Source organism: Nocardia fusca NBRC 14340 (genome assembly GCF_001618425.1).
Lineage (GTDB): Bacteria > Actinomycetota > Actinomycetes > Mycobacteriales > Mycobacteriaceae > Nocardia > Nocardia fusca.
The window spans coordinates 68,114-85,120 of sequence record NZ_BDCU01000050.1 but is presented as its reverse complement, the minus strand read 5'-3'; the positions used below and the strand labels follow the sequence as shown (position 1 = coordinate 85,120).

The window sequence follows — 17,007 nt, the reverse complement described above, 5'->3', positions numbered from 1 at the left end:
GCAGTGTCGGAATACGAGAGTGTGTGGTGCGACCTGCAGGGTGTCGCGTTCAGCCAGGGATACCTGAATGTGGAGGGGGTGCGCACGCGCTACCTGCACGCCGGCGACCGGAACAGACCCGCGCTGGTGTTTCTGCACGGGTCGGGCGGGCACGCCGAGGCCTACGTCCGGAATCTGGCGGCGCATGCCGAGCACTTCTCCACCTGGTCGATCGATATGCTCGGCCACGGGTACACCGATAAACCCGGGCATCCGCTGGAGATCGAACACTATGTGCGGCACCTGATCTCGTTCCTCGATGCCATCGGCGCCGCCCGCGCCCATATCAGCGGCGAATCGCTCGGCGGCTGGGTCGCCGCGCGGGCCGCCTACGACCGTCCCGGCCGGGTCGACAAGCTGGTGCTCAACACCGCGGGCGGCTCACAGGCCGATCCGGAGGTCATGCAGCGGATCGTCAACCTGTCCATGGCGGCGGCCGCCGACCCCACCTGGGAGACGGTGCGGGCCCGGATCACCTGGCTGATGGCGGACAAATCCAAGGATTACGCCGATATCGTCGCCAGCCGGCAGCGCGTCTACCGGCAGCCCGGTTTCGTCGACGCCATGCGCGACATCATGGCGCTGCAGGATCCGGAGATCCGGGCCCGCAATCTGCTGGGGCCCCAGGAGTACGGCGGTATCACCGCACCGACGCTCGTGGTGTGGACCAGCGATGATCCCACCGCCGACATCGCGGAGGGCAAGCGGATCGCGTCCATGATCCCCGGCGCCCGCTTCGAGGTGCTCCCGGAGTGCGGGCACTGGCCGCAGTACGAGGCGCCCGCGGCGTTCGACGCACTGCATCTCGAATTTCTGCTGGGTGGTTGATATGAGTACCGGAAACGGCAGTGGACCCGAGCTCTTCGACGTGCTGATCGTCGGTGCGGGCCCGGTCGGGCTGACCATCGCCAATACCCTCGGCCGCTACGGCGTGCACACCCTGCTGGTAGAGGAACGTCTCGACCTGATCGACTACCCGCGCGGTGTCGGCATCGACGACGAATCATTGCGCACTCTGCAGTCCACCGGCCTGGTGGAGCGCATCCTGCCGCACACCAACCCGAACCAGATCATGCGGTTCGTCGACGGACAGCGGCGGCTGCTGGCCGAGATCGCGCCCACCGACCAGCAATTCGGCTGGCCCAAGCGCAGCGGCTTCATCCAGCCGCTGGTGGACGCCGAACTGCTGGCCGGGCTCGACCGCTTCGACTGTGTGCAGATCCGCTGGGCGACCGCGCTGCGCGAATGCGACGACACCGGTGACGAGGTGCAGGCTCTGCTCGACACCGCCGACGGCCCGCAGCAGGTACGCGCCCGCTATGTGGTGGGCTGCGACGGCGGCCGCAGTACCACCCGGCATGCGATGGGCGTGAGTTTCGCGGGCACCACCTCGCCGACCCGCTGGCTGGTGGTCGATATCGACGGTGACCCGCTCGGGCATCCGAATGTGGAGGTCGGGGCGGATCCGGCGCGGCCGAATGTGTCGATCTCGCTGGCCCACGGCATCCGGCGTTTCGAATTCCTTCTGCACGCGGACGAATCCGACGCCGAAGCCGAGACGCCGGAATTCCTGACGCGGTTGCTCGCGCCTTTCGTACCCCATCCCGATCGGCTCGCGGTGATCCGGCGCCGGGTCTACACCCATCATTCCCGCATCGCCGGGGAATTCCGGAAAGGCCGCCTGCTGCTGGCCGGCGACGCCGCGCATCTCATGCCGGTCTGGCAGGGCCAGGGCTACAACAGCGGAATCCGGGACGCGGCGAATCTCGGCTGGAAGCTGGCGGCGGTGGTGTCGGGAGTCGCCGGCGACAGGCTGCTCGACACCTACGACCAGGAGCGGCGCCAACACGCCCGGGCCATGATCGATCTGTCCACCATGGTCGGGCGGGTCATCTCACCGACGAACCACCAGGTCGCCGCGGTGCGGGATGTGCTGGTGCGGGGGCTGGCGCTGGTACCGCCGCTGAAACGGTATGTGCTCGGAATGCGGTTCAAACCCATGCCGCGCTACGACCGCGGTGCGGTGGTCCACGGTTGGTCGCGTTCGCCGCAGTCCGCTGTCGGCACCCTGTTCATCCAACCGCGGGTCGCGACCCGGGCGCACCCCGTGGTACTGCTCGACGAAGCGCTGGGTCCGTGGTTCGCGGTGCTGTGCTGGAACAACCATCCGCGAAAAGCGCTGGGCGAGGCGGAGTTCGAACTCTGGAAGGCCCTCGGGGCGCGTTTCGTGGAGGCGCGGCCCGCCACCCAGCTGCACTGGACCGGGCACGACGACCCGGATGTGGTGGTCGTCGGGGACAGCACCGGCGCCTTGAAGAGATGGTTCGACGCCCAACTCGATTCGGTGCTCTTCCTACGCCCGGACCGCTGTATCGCGGGTGCCTCCATCGCCCAGCACGCCCCCGAACTCGGGGCGGCGCTGCGCAGAACCCTCGAACTCACTCCGGGAGGTACCGATGCCGCTGGCCGTGTGCTGCGTCTCGCACAGCCCGCTCCTTGAGCTCCCGGGGCCGGGTCCCGGCCTCCGCGCGGAGGTCGGGACCGCACTGGACCGGGCCCGGGACTTCGTGCGCGACTTCGACCCGGAGCTGGTGGTGCTGTTCGCCCCGGACCACTACAACGGGTTCTTCTACAAGCTCATGCCGCCCTTCTGCGTCGGCACGGCAGCGACCGCGGTGGGGGATTACGGGACCCACGCCGGACCACTGCGCGTCCCGGCGGATCACGCGCTCCGGCTGGCCGAAGCGCTGCTCGACGCCGGGATCGATATCGCCACGTCGGCGGAGATGTCGGTCGACCACGGCACCGTGCAGCCGCTGCAGCGATTGTTCGGCGAAGCCACCGCGCGGCCGGTGATCCCGATCTTCGTGAATTGCGTGGCGACACCGCTCGGCCCGCTGCGCCGGGTGCGGGCGCTGGGTGCCGCGGTAGGCCGCCATCTCGCGACGCTGGGCAAGCGAGTTCTGGTCATCGGTTCGGGTGGTCTGTCCCACGACCCGCCGGTGCCGCAGCGGGCGACCGCCCCCGAACCGGTGCTGGAACGGATCGTGCACGGCCGTCCGATGACCACCGAACAGCGGGCCGCTCGGCAGACCGCGGTGATCGCGGCCGCCCGGGATTTCGCCGCCGGTGACAGTCCGCTGCAACCACTGAACCCGGAATGGGACCGGACGTTCCTGGATCTGGTGGACACCGGCCGCCTGGCGGCCGTCGACGACTGGGACAACGGCGAGATCACGCGGGTGGCGGGCAATTCCGCGCACGAGATCCGCACCTGGGTGGCGGCGTTCGCGGCCTTGGCGGCGCAGGGGTCGTATCGGACCGAGGTGCGCTACTACCGGCCCGCGCCCGAGCTCATCGCCGGTTTCGCCGTGCGCACGGCCCGGCCCGCCGATGAGGCGATCGACGACAGGAGGCGATGAGTGAGCACCGACGAGACGGATTTCGACGAAACCGTCGATCTGCTGGTGATCGGGTCCGGCGGTGGCGGGATGAGCGCGGCGCTGCGCGCCGACGCGCTCGGACTGGACACCCTGGTGGTGGAGAAGGCCGACTGCTACGGGGGTTCCACCGCACTGTCCGGCGGCGGTATCTGGGTACCCAACGCCCCGGCGCAGCAGCGGGACGGATTCGCACTCGACCCCGAGGCGGTGGTCGGATATCTGCGGACCATCACCGGCGGGCTGGTCACCGACCAGCGCTTGCGTGCCTACGTCGAGAAATCGCCGGAGATGATGGCGTTTCTCGAAGAGCGCAGCCGGTGGCTGGAATTCGTGTGGAAGCCCGGCTATGCCGACTATTACCCCGAGCTCGCGGGGGGCTCGCCGCAGGGCAGCACCATCAACGTGCCGCCGATCGATCTGCGCGCGCTCGGGGACGAGGAAGGCACGCTGCTCAAACCGCTCGCCCTCGCGCCGAAGGGGATCTGGCTGGGTCCCAAGGATCTGCGGCTGTTCTATCAGGTCCGGCAGAACTGGCGCGGTAAGGCGGTGATGCTGAAACTGATCTGGCGGATGTTCCGGGCCCATGTGTTCGGCGACCGGATCGCCGCCATCGGGCAGTCCCTGATCGCCCGGTTGCGCCTGGCCATGCGGGAGCGCGAGACCCCGCTGTGGCTCGGTTCGCCGATGACCGCGCTGATCACCGACGCGGACGGACAGGTGACCGGCGCGGTCGTGACCCGTAACGGGAAACCGGTACGGATCCGGGCGCGCCGCGGCGTGATCCTGGCGACCGGCGGTTTCGACCACGATATGGCTTGGCGTAAGGCGGAACTGCCGGAGGTCGAACAGGACTGGAGTTTCGGTAACCCGGTGGCCCTGGGCGACGGTATCCGGGCCGCGCAGCAGGCCGGCGCGGCCACCGAGCTGATGGACGAGGCCTGGTGGTTCCCGGCCATCCAATGGCCGGACGGCCGGATGCAGTTCATGCTCAACGAGCGGATGATGCCGGCCCAGTTCATCGTCAACGGCGCGGGCAAGCGGTTCATCAACGAGGCCGCGCCCTATATGGATTTCGGGCACGCCATGATCGCGGGTCAGCGCACCGGCGTGACCCATATTCCGTGCTGGCTGATCACCGACCACCGGTCCTGGCACAAATATGTGATCGGCGGACATCTGCCGATTCCGAAGGTGCCGTTCGCGCCGGTGCCGACCGGATTCGCGATGGTGCCGGCCTGGCTGGAATCCGGTGTGGTGAAAGCCGCGGACAGTTTCGCCGAGCTCGCCGGGAAGATCGGCGTACCCGCCGCCGAACTCGAGGCCACCGCGGCCCGGTTCAACGAACTCGCCCTGGCCGGACACGATGACGATTTCCAGCGCGGTGACAGCGTGTACGACAACTACTACGGCGACCCCACATTGCCCAATCCGAATCTGTTCCCGCTCGGGAAGCCGCCCTACTACGCGTTCCGGATCGTCCTCGGCGACCTCGGCACCTCGGGCGGCCTGCGCACCGATGAGAACGCCCGGGTCCTGCGCTCCGACGGATCGGTGATCGACGGGTTGTACGCGGTCGGTAACACCGCTGCCGCGGTGATGGGACGCAGTTACGCGGGCGCCGGCGCCACCATCGGTCCGGCCATGACCTTCGGATACATCGCCGCCGAGCACTGCGCCGGGCGGGCACTGTCCGGAGCGGGGGATACCGGCGAAGGGGCGGTCCGGCCGGCCGAAGGAAATGACGTGACGATCGATTCCACTGGAGGTAACCGATGAAAATATCCCTCTTCTACGAGTTCGCCCTGCCGCGGCCCTGGAGCGACGACGACGAATTCGAGATGTTCTCCGACGGGTTGACCGAGGTAGAAGCTGCGGATAAGGCCGGTTTTTCCACCGTATGGCTCACCGAACACCATTTCCTCGAGGAGTACTGCCACTCCACCGCGCCGGAGATGTTCCTCGCGGCTGCCAGCCAGCGGACGAAGCACATCCGCCTCGGTTTCGGCGTCATGCATCTGCCACCGGGCATCAACCATCCGGCCCGTGTCGCCGAACGGGTCTCGACACTCGACCATCTGTCCGGCGGCCGGGTCGAATTCGGCACCGGTGAATCCTCCTCGGTGGGTGAGCTCGGTGGCTTCAATATCGACCCCGCCGATAAACGCGGCCAGTGGGAAGAAGCGCTCGACGTCACCCTCCGCTGTATGACCGAGACCCCGTTCACCGGGTTCAAGGGCCGGCACATCGAGATGCCTCCGCGCAATGTCATCCCCAAACCCCGCCAGACCCCGCACCCGCCGCTGTGGGTCGCCTGTACCCGGCCCTCGTCGGTGCAGATGGCGGCGCAGAAGGGGATCGGCGCGCTGAGCTTCGCCTACACCGGCCCGGGCCCGCTCGGGGAACGGGTGCGCGGCTACTACCAGGAGTTCGAGGAGAAGGCGGCACCTACTGTCCCGCAGATCAACCCGAACATCCTCGCCATCGGCGGCGACCTGTCGATGATGGTGGCACGCACCGACGACGAGGCCGTGAAACGGCTCGGTGTGGGCGGCGGCTTCTTCTCGTTCGGGATCATGCACTACTACATGACCGGTATGCACACCCCCGGCCGGACCGGGGTGTGGGAGCGCTACCTGGACGCGGTGAAAGAGGACGAAACCCTCGCCTACGGTCCCGGCCGCGGCGCGATCGGCTCGCCGGACACGGTGCGCGAGTTCCTGCGCGGTTACGAGGAGAGCGGGGTCGACGAGATCATCCTGCTGCTCAATCCGCGCAGCCACGAGGGCACCATGGAGTCCATCGAGATCATGGGCAAGGAGATCCTGCCCGAATTCATCGAGCGCGACGAGAAAGCCGTGGCCGCGAAGGCCAAACGGCTCGAGCCGGTCATCGAGAAGGTCGAGCAGCGGCGACGTCCGCTCGCCGCACCGGACTTCGACGAGGAGTACTCGTTCGGCGGTCTGCCCACCGGCCGCGGCGGCAAGTTCACCGCCAGCGAGATCCCCGAGGCGATGGCCGAGATCAACGAGGGCCGGGTGCAGGCCGCCCAGCGGCTCCAGGACGAACAGCAGCAGGGCTGAGCCGCCGCGCGCGGACAGGACAGAGAGCGAGGTGCCGGCGGTGGAGACGATCGACGGGCGGTGGCGTTTCGACGGGAAACGCGTGGTGGTGACCGGTTGTGCCTCCGGTATCGGCGCCTGTGTGGTGCATCAGCTGCGGCATCTGGGCGCCGAGATCATCGGGCTGGATCTGCTCCGCCCCGGGACCGAACTCGACGAGTTCTACGAGATGGACCAGGCCGACCCCGACTCCATCGACCGGGCCGCGCGCAAGGTCGGTACGGGTGTCGACGCGCTGTTCAATATCGCCGGCGTCTCGTCCGGAATCGGTGACCCGCTACGCGTGGCCACCATCAATTTCCTCGGTCTCCGGCATTTCACCGAAGCCCTGGTACCGCATATGGCACCCGGCTCGGCGGTGGTCAGCGTGTCCTCGCTGGCCGCCGCCGGTTATCTGGACAACCGGTGGGCGGTCAACGGACTCCTGGACACCGAGTCGATGGCCGCGGGGATCGCCTGGTGCGAGAACCATCCGGAGGCGCTCGCCGATGGCGGGTACCGGCTGTCCAAAGAGGCGATCATCCTCTACACCGTCCGGCGGTCGGTGGAACTGGCCGCCCGCGGGATCCGGATGAACTGCACCGGACCCGGCGTCACCGAAACACCCATTCTGGACCAGCTGCGCAACGCCTACGGCCAGGACTACCTCGACGGAATCCCCAAACCCCTGGGCCGGGCCGCCGATCCGGTCGAACAGGCGGCCGCACTGCTGTTCCTGAACAGCCGGGCCGCCGGCTACATCACCGGCCAGGTGCTGTGGGTCGACGGCGGAAACATCGCCGGACGCCTGGCGAACGAATTGGCCGGATCCGCGCCCACGGACGCGCAGTGAGACCGGCGCCAAACGAATGAGAACTGTGGAAGGAGGAGCACCGTGGCGACTTTGACCGATTTCCGGAAGGTCGGCGACAGTGTTCGCAACTGGGGGCGCTGGGGCGCGGCCGACGAACTCGGCACCCTGAATTTCATCACCCCCGCCAAAATCGCCGCCGCCGCGCGACTCGTGCGGCACGGGAAGGTGTTCCCGCTCGGTATCGATTTCGGCTCCTCCGGTCCGCAGGGCGCGTTCCAGTTCCGGCAGAACCCGACCCATCTCATGACGGTCGACGGCGGCGACGCCGAAACCCTCGTCGAATACGGCCCGAAATGGCTGCGCAATTCGGTGGCCGGTCAGTTGAGCGGATTCTTCGAGGACAATCCGTTCCGGTTCAACGACGATATGGTGATCATGCCGTTGCAGGCCGCGACCCAGTGGGACGCGTTCTCGCACGTCTACTACGACGACAAGCTCTACAACGGTTTTCCCGCGAACTCGGTGACCAGCCTCGGCGCGTTCCACTGCGGTATCGACAAGGTCGACAGCAAGGGGATCACCAGCCGCGGTGTCCTGCTGGACCTGGTGAGATATCGCGGTGCGGACACCTTTCTGACACCCGGGGAACCGATCACGCCGGATGAACTGGACGAGGTGGCCGCACGTCAGGGCGTGACCATCGAATCCGGCGATATCGTGCTGGTCCGCACCGGCTGGTGGAACCGATTCCTCGAAGCCGGCGACGGCACCGAACCCTATTCGGGCCTGGACTGGCGCTGCGCGCAGTGGCTGCACGAACACGAGATCGCGGCGGTGGCGGCGGACAATCTGATGGTCGAGGACCCGGTCTCCGGCGTCGAGGGCACCTTCCTGCCGATGCATATGCTCTGCCTCCGCGATATGGGACTCATGCTGGGCGAATACTGGGATTTCACCGCACTGGCCGCCGATTGCGCCGCCGACGGTGTCTACGAATTCCAGTTGATCGCGCCGCCCTTGCGCGTCGTCGGGGCCGTGGGTTCGCCGATCAACCCGATCGCCATCAAATAGGAGGCCGGCCATGACCGTGGGAAGCACAATGGTGGATCGCACAGAACTCGGTGCCGCGACGCGGCCGTTCGTGGTGGGCCTCGGCGGCACGCTGCGGGCGAACTCCTCGACCGAGCGCGCCCTGCGGCACTGCCTGGACGAGGTCGAGCGACGCGGCGGCCGCACGGCGCTGTTCAGCGGCGCGGATATCAATCTGCCCATGTACAACCCGCACGACCCGGCCCGCACCCCGCAGGCGGTCGCGCTGGTGGAGGCATTGCGCGCCGCCGACGCGGTGATCGTCGGATCGCCCGGCTACCACGGCGCCATCTCCGGTCTGGTGAAGAACGCGCTGGACTACGTGGAGGATATGCGGACCGATCCCACGGTCTACCTGGACAACAAACCCTGGGGCTGTATCACCTGCGCCTACGGCTGGCAGGCCGCGGTCGGCACCCTCGGCCAGCTGCGCGGCATCGGTCACGCGCTGCGCGCCTGGCCCACACCCATCGGGGTGGCGATCAATTCGGCGGACAAGATCTGGGACGACACCGGGGCCGTGGCCGACCCCGGGGTACGCGGTCAGCTCGAGCTGCTGGCCGCGCAGGTGCTCACCAGCGCCAGATCGATCGGCGGCACCGCATGAGCGACGTGGACCGGGAGGCGACCGGGGAGCGTGACCACGGCGGTTGCTGGTTCGTGCTCGAGGGCCGCGGCACGAGCGGGCCGGGCCCGGGGGCGGTGGCCGAGGGCGATCACGCCGGGTCCTCGGTGGTGCTCGGTGGACAGACCACGAGCGCGTTGGACCCGGACCCGCACGCGGCAGGGGAGCGCGGCCATGGAGGGTCTTCGGCGGTGCGCGGTGGGCAGAGTACGAGCGAGTCGCACCTGGACACGGTAGGGGACCGTGCTCATGCAGGACCTGCGGTCGGGATCGACGGACACAGCACGAGCGACTTGGTTCCGGATGCGGTGGCGGGGCGGAAGTTCGGAGAGTCCTCGGCCGGACTTGGTGGACACCGCACGAGCGAATCGGGCCAGGGGCCGGGAGCGGAGCGTGGCCGTGCAGGGGCCTCGGTCGTCCCGGATCGGCACAGCACGAGCAGTTACGTGCACCGCACACTGGTGGTGGACGGTCTTCGCACACATTTCCTGGAGGCGGGCGCGGGCGAACCGGTCGTCCTGCTGCACGGCGGCGAGTTCGGGGCGAGCGCCGAAATCGGCTGGGAGAAAACCATCGCCGCGCTCGCCCGGCGCTACCACGTCTTCGCGCCCGATATGCTCGGCTTCGGCGAATCGGCCAAGGTCGTCGATTTCACCGACGGCCGGGGATTGCGTATCCGGCATATCGCTCGGTTCTGCGCGCTGCTCGGTATCGAATCCGCGTATTTCGTGGGCAATTCCATGGGCGCGGTGAACCTGCTGGCCGACACCACCGCCGATCATCCGGTGCTGCCGGTACGCGCCATGGTGACCATCTGCGGCGGCGGCCGGATCCGGGCCGGCGAGCATATGCAGGCCCTCTACGATTTCGACGCCACCTTGCCCGCCATGCGCCGGATCGTCACCGCACTGTTCGCCTCGCCCGCCTACCCGGCCGACGAGGACTATGTGCGCCGCCGGTTCGATTCGGCGACCGCCCCCGGCGCGTGGGAGGCGATCGCCGCCGCCCGGTTCCGGCGTCCCGATTCCCCGCCGCCGCCCGCCCCGGGTGACCGCCCGTTCGAGCGGATCCAGGTTCCTGCCCTGGTGGTCGAGGGCGGCGCCGACAAACTCCTGCCGCCGGGCTGGGCCGCCGAACTCGCGGCCCGGATTCCGGACGCCCGTTCGGCCGTCGTCGAGGGGGCCGGGCACTGCCCGCAGCTGGAACGACCCGAAGCGGTCAATGCGCTGCTCCTGGACTTCCTGGACCGGCAGTCCCGTCCCGCCCCGGCCCCCGGCTACACGCACACCGGATGAACCGCCGGGACATACGGGGCTTCGGAAGTCGTGACGAGAGGAGTTCAGGCATGGGCAACGAGTTGGCGGGCAAGGTCGCGGTGGTGACCGGTGGCGCGACCGGGCTGGGCAGCGCCATGGTCGAGCGGTTCGCGGCCGAAGGGGCCCGGGTGGTGGTGGGTGATCTCGACGCCGATCGCGGCGCCGCCGTGGCCCGGCGCTGTGGCGCCGCCGCGCTGTTCCGGACCACCGATGTCGCCGACCCCGACCAGATCGCCGCACTCGTCGAGTCCGCGGTGGAACGCTTCGGCGGTCTGGACATCATGTGCAACAACGCCGGGATCTCCGGGACGATGCACCGCAGCATCCTGCACGACGATTTCGCCGATTTTCATCGGGTGATGTCGGTCAATGTGCTCGGCGTCATGGCGGGGACCCGGCTGGCCGCCCGGTATATGTCCGAGCACGGCGGCGGCTCGATCATCAACCTGTCCTCGGTGGGCGGGGTGCAGGCCGGCGGCGGAGTGATGACCTACCGAGCCTCCAAAGCGGCGGTCATCCATTTCACGAAATCCGCGGCGATCGAACTGGCGCAGTACGACATCCGGGTCAACTGCCTCGCCCCCGGCAATATCCCCACCGATCTGCTCGCCAAGGCGTCCACCACCATGTCGCCGGAAAAGGCGGAGCGGATGACGCGCGCCATGCGGGAGATCATGAACCAGGACCGCCCCCTGCCCCGCGAGGGCACACCGGAGGATGTCGCCGAAGCGGCCGTCTACTTCGCCGGCGACCGGTCCCGCTATCTCACCGGGACGGTCCTGACCGTCGACGGCGGCACCACCGCGGGTAAGCCGCTACGCGCCCGCAGACCCGACCCGGCGGCCAACCGTTCCGCCTCCGCCCCGGCGGGATCGTCGTGAGCCGGCCGCGTCGCGATCATCACCACCAGAAAGAGAACGTCATGAAAGTGACTGTCGAACAAGGGAAATGCATCGCCGCCGGGCATTGCGTGATGGCGGCGGACGCGGTGTTCGATCAGCGCGAGGACGACGGCATCGTCGTTCTGCTGGACGAGAACCCGCCGGACGAGCTCGCCGACGAGGTGCGCGAGGCCGCCGCCGTGTGCCCCGCCATGGCCATTCACGTCCACGAGGAGTAGCAGTGTCGAATTCTTCCGGAGCCGAGACACCCACCCAGGCCGCACCGGACCCCGCCGAGATCCTGGCCTATCCACAGGACCGGGCGCCCGGCTGCCCGTTCGCGCCGCCACCCGAGGTGCTCGGCCTGATCGCCGAACGTCCGCTGAGCCGCGTCCGTATCTGGGACGGCAGTACCCCGTGGCTGGTCACCGGTTACGCCGAACTCAAATCGCTCATGTCCGACCCGCGGATCAGCGTCGACGATTCCCAGCCGGGTTTCCCGCACTGGAACGAGGGCATGCTCGACCTGGTCAACCACCGGGCGAAATCGGTGTTCAACACCGACGGCGAAGAACACAGCCGATTCCGCCGGATGATGACCAAACCGTTCACCGTCAAACGCGTCGATGCCCTGCGCCCGGCCATCCAGCAGATCACCGATGACCATATCGACGCCATCCTGGCCGGCCCGCAGCCCGCCGACCTGGTCGAAGTGCTGGCGCTGCCGGTGCCGTCGCTGGTGATCAGCGAAATGCTGGGCGTGCCCTACGAAGATCACGAGTTCTTCCAGCAGCACGCGACGACCGGTGTGTCCCGCTATGCCACCAAGGAGGAGTCGGCCAAGGGCCGGGTGGGCCTGGCCCGGTACCTGATCGATCTGATCAAGGCCAAGATGGAGAACCCGGCCGAGGATATGGTCACCGAACTCGCCGAACGCGTCACCGCGGGCGAGATCTCCATGAAGGAAGCCGCCCAGATCGGCACCGGGGTGCTCATCGCCGGGCACGAGACCAGCGCGAACATGATCGCGCTCGGCACCCTCGCCCTGCTGGAGAATCCCGGCCAGCTCGCCCTGCTCCGCGATACCGACGACCCCAAGGTCGTCGCGAACGCCGTCGAGGAGCTGCTGCGCTATCTGAGCATCATCCAGAACGGTCAGCGCCGGGTCGCGCTCGACGATATCGCGATCGGCGGACAGACGATCAAGGCAGGCGAGGGCGTGATCATCGACCTCGCCCCGGCCAACTGGGATCCCGCCCAGTTCCCGGAGCCGGACAAACTCGATCTGACCCGCCCGGCCCGCCTGCACGTCGGTTTCGGTTTCGGACCACACCAGTGCGTCGGTCAGCAGCTGGCCCGGGTGGAACTGCAGATCGTCTTCAAAACCCTGCTGCGGCGGATTCCCACCATGCGCCTGGCCATTCCGGTGGAAGACGTCGAATTCAAACACGACAAGCTCGCCTTCGGCGTGTACCGCCTACCCGTCGCGTGGTGACCACGCCGGACAACTCCCGGAGAGGAGACGACCTGTGACGACCAGCGACGTCTACTACGACCCCTACGATGTCGAGCTGAACGCCGACCCGTATCCCATGTTCAAACGGCTCCGCGACGAGAGACCGCTCTACTACAACGAAACCCACGATTTCTACGCGCTGAGCCGGTTCGCCGATGTGAACGCCGCGCTGATCGACAAGGACACCTTCAGTTCGGCGCGCGGCGCGATCATCGAACTCATCAAGGCGAATATCGAGATCCCGCCGGGTGTGCTGATCTTCGAGGATCCGCCCGTCCACACCATGCACCGCAAGTTGCTGTCACGGATGTTCACCCCGCGCAAGGTCTCCGCGCTGGAGGAGAAGGTGCGCGAGTTCTGCCGGCGCAGCCTCGATCCGCTCGTCGGCACCGGCCGCATCGATTTCATCGCCGATCTGGGCGCGCAGATGCCCATGCGGACCATCGGCATGCTGCTCGGCATCCCCGAGGAGGAGCAGGAAGCGGTCCGGGATTTCGCCAACGATCAGATGCGCACCGAAGAGGGCAAGCCGATGCAGGTCTCGGCGGAGAGCCTGGCCAGCGGTGAGCTCTTCGAGAAATACGTCGACTGGCGGGCCGAGAACCCCTCCGACGACATCATCTCCGAACTGCTCAACGTCGAATTCGAAGACGAGACCGGCACCCTGCGCCACCTGACCCGCGCCGAGATGCTCACCTATATCAATGTGGTTTCCGGGGCCGGTAACGAGACCACGACCCGGTTGATCGGCTGGGCGGGCAAGGTCCTCTCCGAACATCCCGACCAGCGCCGTGCACTCGTCGAGAATCCGTCCCTCATTCCCGCCGCCATCGAGGAACTGCTGCGCTACGAACCACCCGCGCCGCACGTGGCACGCTACGTGACCCGCGATATCGAATTCCACGGCACGACGGTGCCCGAGGGCAGCGCCGTGATGATGCTCATCGGCGCCGCCAACCGCGACCACCGGCAATTCGCCCCGGACGGCGACGTGTTCGATATCCACCGGGAGAGCAAGCCGCACCTGGCCTTCAGCGTGGGCACCCATTTCTGCATGGGTTCGGCGCTGGCGCGGCTGGAGGGCCGGATCGCGCTCGAGGAGATCCTGAAACGGTTCCCGGAATGGGAGGCCGACGCGTCCGACGCCAAACTGTCGCCGACCTCCACGGTGCGCGGCTGGGAGAGTATGCCCGCCACGTTCTGACGGGCAGGGCGGCGTGGTCGAACCAATCGTCGATGGCGTGATTCCCGCGGATGCTCGGTCGCCAGGTCGTTCAGAGGGTCGCCACGTGGCGTTCCAGCACGGTGAGAAGCGTCGCGCGGTCGACGGCCCCGTGCGGCGTCACCGCGTCCAGCGATAGGCCGGAGACCAATGCGGCCAGGTGCGCGGCGGCGGCAGCCGGGTCGGCGGTGCCCGTCGCGGCCACCGCGTCGGTGAGTACCTGCCGCAGATCCGCGGCCATCTGCCGGACCACAGGACCGAACGCCGGGTCGAGCCGGGAAGCGGCGATGACCTCCAGCAGGACGACCGCTTCGCGATGGCGTTCCTCGTCCAGCGGCACCAGTTCCGCGAGCACGGCGAGCAGATGCCGGCGGGCCGCCTCGCGGTCCCCGTTCCCGGGCGCGGGATGGCGGGTGAGGCGCTGCCCCATCCGGTCACCGACCTCGGTCGCCACGGCGACGACCAGCGATTCGTGGTCGGTGAAGTAATGGCGTACCGATCCGATGTTCAGGTCGGCCTCCGCCGCGACCTTCCGGAAAGTCGCGGCGGCGATACCGCCGCGCACGATCAGGCGCAGCGCGGCGTCGACGATATGGCGGCGGCGCGCCTCGGCATCTACTCGGACCGGCACCGCCACAGTCTAGAAAATCGGTTCAGGTTTGTATCACAGCTGTGATAGAAAACGGTCACTCGTGAGGCCGACCCTGTGGAAAGGACCGATGATGGACGAGGCCGCGGCGATCGCCGCCAATAGGGCGAACTGGGACGACCGCGCCGAGGTCCACCGGCGTTCGCCGATGTACGGCGTGGATGCCTTCGTGGCCGACACCGGCCGAATCTCCCCGGTGGTGCGCAACGATCTGGCGGTGCTGGCCACGCACCTGCCGGAATCCGGGGTGCGGGACAGGTCGTTGTTGCATCTGCAGTGCCATATCGGCATCGACACGCTCTCCTGGGCCCGCCTGGGCGCGGTCGAGGTGCACGGGCTCGATTTCTCGCCCAACTCGTTGAGCCACGCCGCGCGGATCGCGCGGGCCGCCGGCCACGAGATCGCCTTTGTGGAAGGCGACGCACGATTCGCCTCGGCCGTGCTGGACCGGCGGTTCGACCTCGTCGTCACCAGTGCCGGAACCATCGTGTGGCTACCGGAACTGGAGGACTGGGCGCGATCGATCCACGACCTCCTCGAACCCGGTGGAGTATTCCTGATCCGCGACGATCATCCGATCCTCGGGTCCATGGAATTCGAGCCCTGGGAGATCAACGACGATTACCTGGGTGGCGGTGGTCACCGGACCTATATCGAATCGGGCAGCTATACCGAGGATTCGGCCGGGCAGATCACCCACGACACCGTGTCGGAGTGGCGGCACGGCCTGGGCGAGGTGGTCGGCGCGCTGCTGCGGGCGGGTCTGCGGATCGAGGCCGTCGAGGAGCTGCCCACCATGGATTGGCCCGCCTTCCCCGACCTCGTGCCGTGCCCGCAGGGGTGGACGCTTCCGCCGGAAGCGCCACGGATACCGCTGAACTTCGCTGTGGTGGCCACGCGACCGGCGTGAACGCACCGCCCGTCCGGTTCGTCCGGTTCGCCGAGCGATAGGACCAGATGCCGAACGGGCGGGGAAACGCGCGCTCGTCCGGCCACCCGGACGCGACAGCCACCCGTAGGGCGGGAGGGTCGCGGACCGGCCCGATGTCCGCGACGCGGGATCCGGCGACGGAGGTGGCAGCGTTGCCCGGTCCGGCGGTGGTTCTCCAGCCGGTGCCGGTCTCCGAAGGACATGCCGGGCGGGCGGCGCGCCCTCCGGTATCGCCGAACTGCGCTCTACGCTGGGCTGATGTTCTTCATCTTCGGTTTCGGCACCAAGCGGCGGAACCTCGGTCCCGGCGGAACCCGGACGTGCCCACGCTGTCACAACACGACGCAGTGGCAGCGGGTACGAGAGTTCAAGCAGTTCACGGTGTTCTTCGTTCCCGTCGCGCGCTGGAAGCGCCGCTCACTCGAGGTGTGCGGTATCTGCGGCGCGACGGTCGAACTCTGAGCCGAGGCGCCCGCCTCGTTCGCCGGCGCGACGCCGTCCGACGAACCCCGGCCGGCCGTCACCCGGCCCGGTTCAGTCGAGGAACATATCCGGGATCGGGTTCGTGCCGCCGCCGTATTCCGACAGGTCGGTCCGGCCGGATTCGATGAGGGTGGCGGCGTCGATATAGCAGTTGCCGGTGTTGTACCGCGCTTCGCGGGACAGGATTTCCGCGGCGGCGTCACCCATGATCCGCGGATCCCGCGACCGCTCCAGCAGGTCCGAACCGTCGGGCAGATTCGCCACTGCCGAGGTCGCGATATAGGTCTGCGGCCACAGGCAGTTCGCCGCGATCCCGGCGTCGGCGTACTCCGCCGCCCAGCCGAGGGTCAGCAGGGTCATACCGTATTTCGAGAGGGTGTAGGAGGGGTGGGCGCCGAGCCAGCGTGGGCTGGTGTTCAGCGGCGGCGCGATGGTCAGGATGTGCGGGTTCGGTGCCTGGCGCAGATGAGGCAGGCAGGCGCGGGTCAGTAGGAAGGTGCCGCGCAGGTTGATCTGCTGCATCAGGTCGAACTTCTTGGCCGAGAGCTGCTCGGTGGGTTCGGTGGCGATGGCGCCGGCGTTGTTGACGCAGTAGTCGATGCGGCCGAACCGTTCCAGCGCGGTATCGACGACCCGCTGGACATCGGCTTCCACGCGCACATCGCCGACCACCGCGGCCGCTTTTCCGCCGGCCGCCTCGACCTCCGCGACCGCGGTGTGCACGGTGCCCGGCAGCTTCGGATGCGGCTCGGCGGTTTTGGCCAACAGGACCACGTTCGCGCCGCGGCGGGCGGCCGACAGGGCTACGGCGAGGCCGATGCCGCGGCTGGCGCCCGATATCACCACAGTCCGGTCGGTGAAGATCTGCTGTTCGGTCGGCATGTCACTCCTGATCGATTAC

Annotated in this window: 17 protein-coding genes; 15 read left to right on the top strand and 2 right to left on the bottom strand. The window is 68.0% G+C overall.

The annotated features are described in order from the left end of the window. Positions 1 to 3: 3 nt before the first annotated feature. The 13 genes from NF4_RS29605 to NF4_RS29545 all read left to right on the top strand — a co-directional run bounded on the left by NF4_RS29605 (position 4) and on the right by NF4_RS29545 (position 14,025). Entirely contained in the window at positions 4 to 867 is an 864-nt protein-coding gene (locus NF4_RS29605) for an alpha/beta fold hydrolase (RefSeq protein WP_063130672.1), read from the top strand. Position 868: 1 nt separating this feature from the next. Then, positions 869 to 2,539, top strand: coding sequence for a bifunctional 3-(3-hydroxy-phenyl)propionate/3-hydroxycinnamic acid hydroxylase (locus NF4_RS29600; protein ID WP_063130671.1), 1,671 nt, complete (start codon positions 869 to 871; stop codon positions 2,537 to 2,539). Then, positions 2,496 to 3,461, top strand: a complete 966-nt coding sequence (locus tag NF4_RS29595) for a 3-carboxyethylcatechol 2,3-dioxygenase (RefSeq protein WP_063130670.1) — start codon at positions 2,496 to 2,498, stop codon at positions 3,459 to 3,461. Before NF4_RS29600 ends, NF4_RS29595 begins: the two co-directional genes overlap by 44 nt. Next, positions 3,462 to 5,258 carry an FAD-binding protein gene (locus NF4_RS29590; protein ID WP_084533609.1) on the top strand — a complete coding sequence of 599 codons (1,797 nt, stop codon included), beginning with the start codon at positions 3,462 to 3,464 and terminating at the stop codon, positions 5,256 to 5,258. Continuing rightward, positions 5,255 to 6,562 carry an LLM class flavin-dependent oxidoreductase gene (locus NF4_RS29585; RefSeq protein ID WP_063130669.1) on the top strand — a complete coding sequence of 436 codons (1,308 nt, stop codon included), beginning with the start codon at positions 5,255 to 5,257 and terminating at the stop codon, positions 6,560 to 6,562. Before NF4_RS29590 ends, NF4_RS29585 begins: the two co-directional genes overlap by 4 nt. Before the next feature lie 40 nt (positions 6,563 to 6,602). Continuing rightward, entirely contained in the window at positions 6,603 to 7,433 is an 831-nt protein-coding gene (locus NF4_RS29580; RefSeq protein ID WP_063130750.1) for a coniferyl-alcohol dehydrogenase, read from the top strand. A gap of 42 nt (positions 7,434 to 7,475) precedes the next feature. Beyond that, positions 7,476 to 8,465 carry a cyclase family protein gene (locus NF4_RS29575; protein WP_063130668.1) on the top strand — a complete coding sequence of 330 codons (990 nt, stop codon included), beginning with the start codon at positions 7,476 to 7,478 and terminating at the stop codon, positions 8,463 to 8,465. Positions 8,466 to 8,475: 10 nt separating this feature from the next. Further along, positions 8,476 to 9,090 carry an NADPH-dependent FMN reductase gene (locus tag NF4_RS29570; RefSeq protein ID WP_232330707.1) on the top strand — a complete coding sequence of 205 codons (615 nt, stop codon included), beginning with the start codon at positions 8,476 to 8,478 and terminating at the stop codon, positions 9,088 to 9,090. Between the two features lie 464 nt (positions 9,091 to 9,554). Further along, on the top strand, positions 9,555 to 10,403 hold the full coding sequence (locus tag NF4_RS39585) for an alpha/beta fold hydrolase (RefSeq protein WP_063130667.1): 849 nt from the start codon (positions 9,555 to 9,557) through the stop codon (positions 10,401 to 10,403). A 50-nt stretch (positions 10,404 to 10,453) separates the two neighbouring features. Next, complete coding sequence (locus NF4_RS29560; protein ID WP_063130666.1) at positions 10,454 to 11,305, top strand: SDR family NAD(P)-dependent oxidoreductase; 852 nt, start codon at positions 10,454 to 10,456, stop codon at positions 11,303 to 11,305. A 41-nt stretch (positions 11,306 to 11,346) separates the two neighbouring features. Continuing rightward, positions 11,347 to 11,544 carry a ferredoxin gene (locus NF4_RS29555; RefSeq protein ID WP_030521171.1) on the top strand — a complete coding sequence of 66 codons (198 nt, stop codon included), beginning with the start codon at positions 11,347 to 11,349 and terminating at the stop codon, positions 11,542 to 11,544. A 2-nt stretch (positions 11,545 to 11,546) separates the two neighbouring features. Continuing rightward, positions 11,547 to 12,800, top strand: a complete 1,254-nt coding sequence (locus NF4_RS29550) for a cytochrome P450 (protein ID WP_063130665.1) — start codon at positions 11,547 to 11,549, stop codon at positions 12,798 to 12,800. A gap of 97 nt (positions 12,801 to 12,897) precedes the next feature. Next, a complete protein-coding gene (locus NF4_RS29545; protein WP_084533636.1) occupies positions 12,898 to 14,025 on the top strand; it encodes a cytochrome P450 in 1,128 nt (375 codons plus the stop codon). Between the two features lie 70 nt (positions 14,026 to 14,095). Here NF4_RS29545 and NF4_RS29540 read toward each other — a convergent pair whose 3' ends face one another. Continuing rightward, entirely contained in the window at positions 14,096 to 14,674 is a 579-nt protein-coding gene (locus NF4_RS29540) for a TetR/AcrR family transcriptional regulator (protein WP_063130748.1), read from the bottom strand. A gap of 91 nt (positions 14,675 to 14,765) precedes the next feature. Between NF4_RS29540 and NF4_RS29535 the strand changes: the two genes are divergently transcribed. Beyond that, positions 14,766 to 15,602 (top strand): class I SAM-dependent methyltransferase, encoded by an 837-nt coding sequence (locus tag NF4_RS29535; protein ID WP_157120670.1) that lies wholly within the window; start codon positions 14,766 to 14,768, stop codon positions 15,600 to 15,602. Between the two features lie 279 nt (positions 15,603 to 15,881). After that, positions 15,882 to 16,085: a zinc-ribbon domain-containing protein gene (locus tag NF4_RS29530; protein ID WP_063130662.1), complete on the top strand. Its 204-nt coding sequence runs from the start codon at positions 15,882 to 15,884 to the stop codon at positions 16,083 to 16,085. A gap of 72 nt (positions 16,086 to 16,157) precedes the next feature. Here the strand turns inward: NF4_RS29530 and NF4_RS29525 are convergent, their stop codons facing one another. Next, positions 16,158 to 16,988: an SDR family oxidoreductase gene (locus NF4_RS29525; protein WP_063130661.1), complete on the bottom strand. Its 831-nt coding sequence runs from the start codon at positions 16,986 to 16,988 to the stop codon at positions 16,158 to 16,160. Between the last annotated feature and the right edge of the window lie 19 nt (positions 16,989 to 17,007).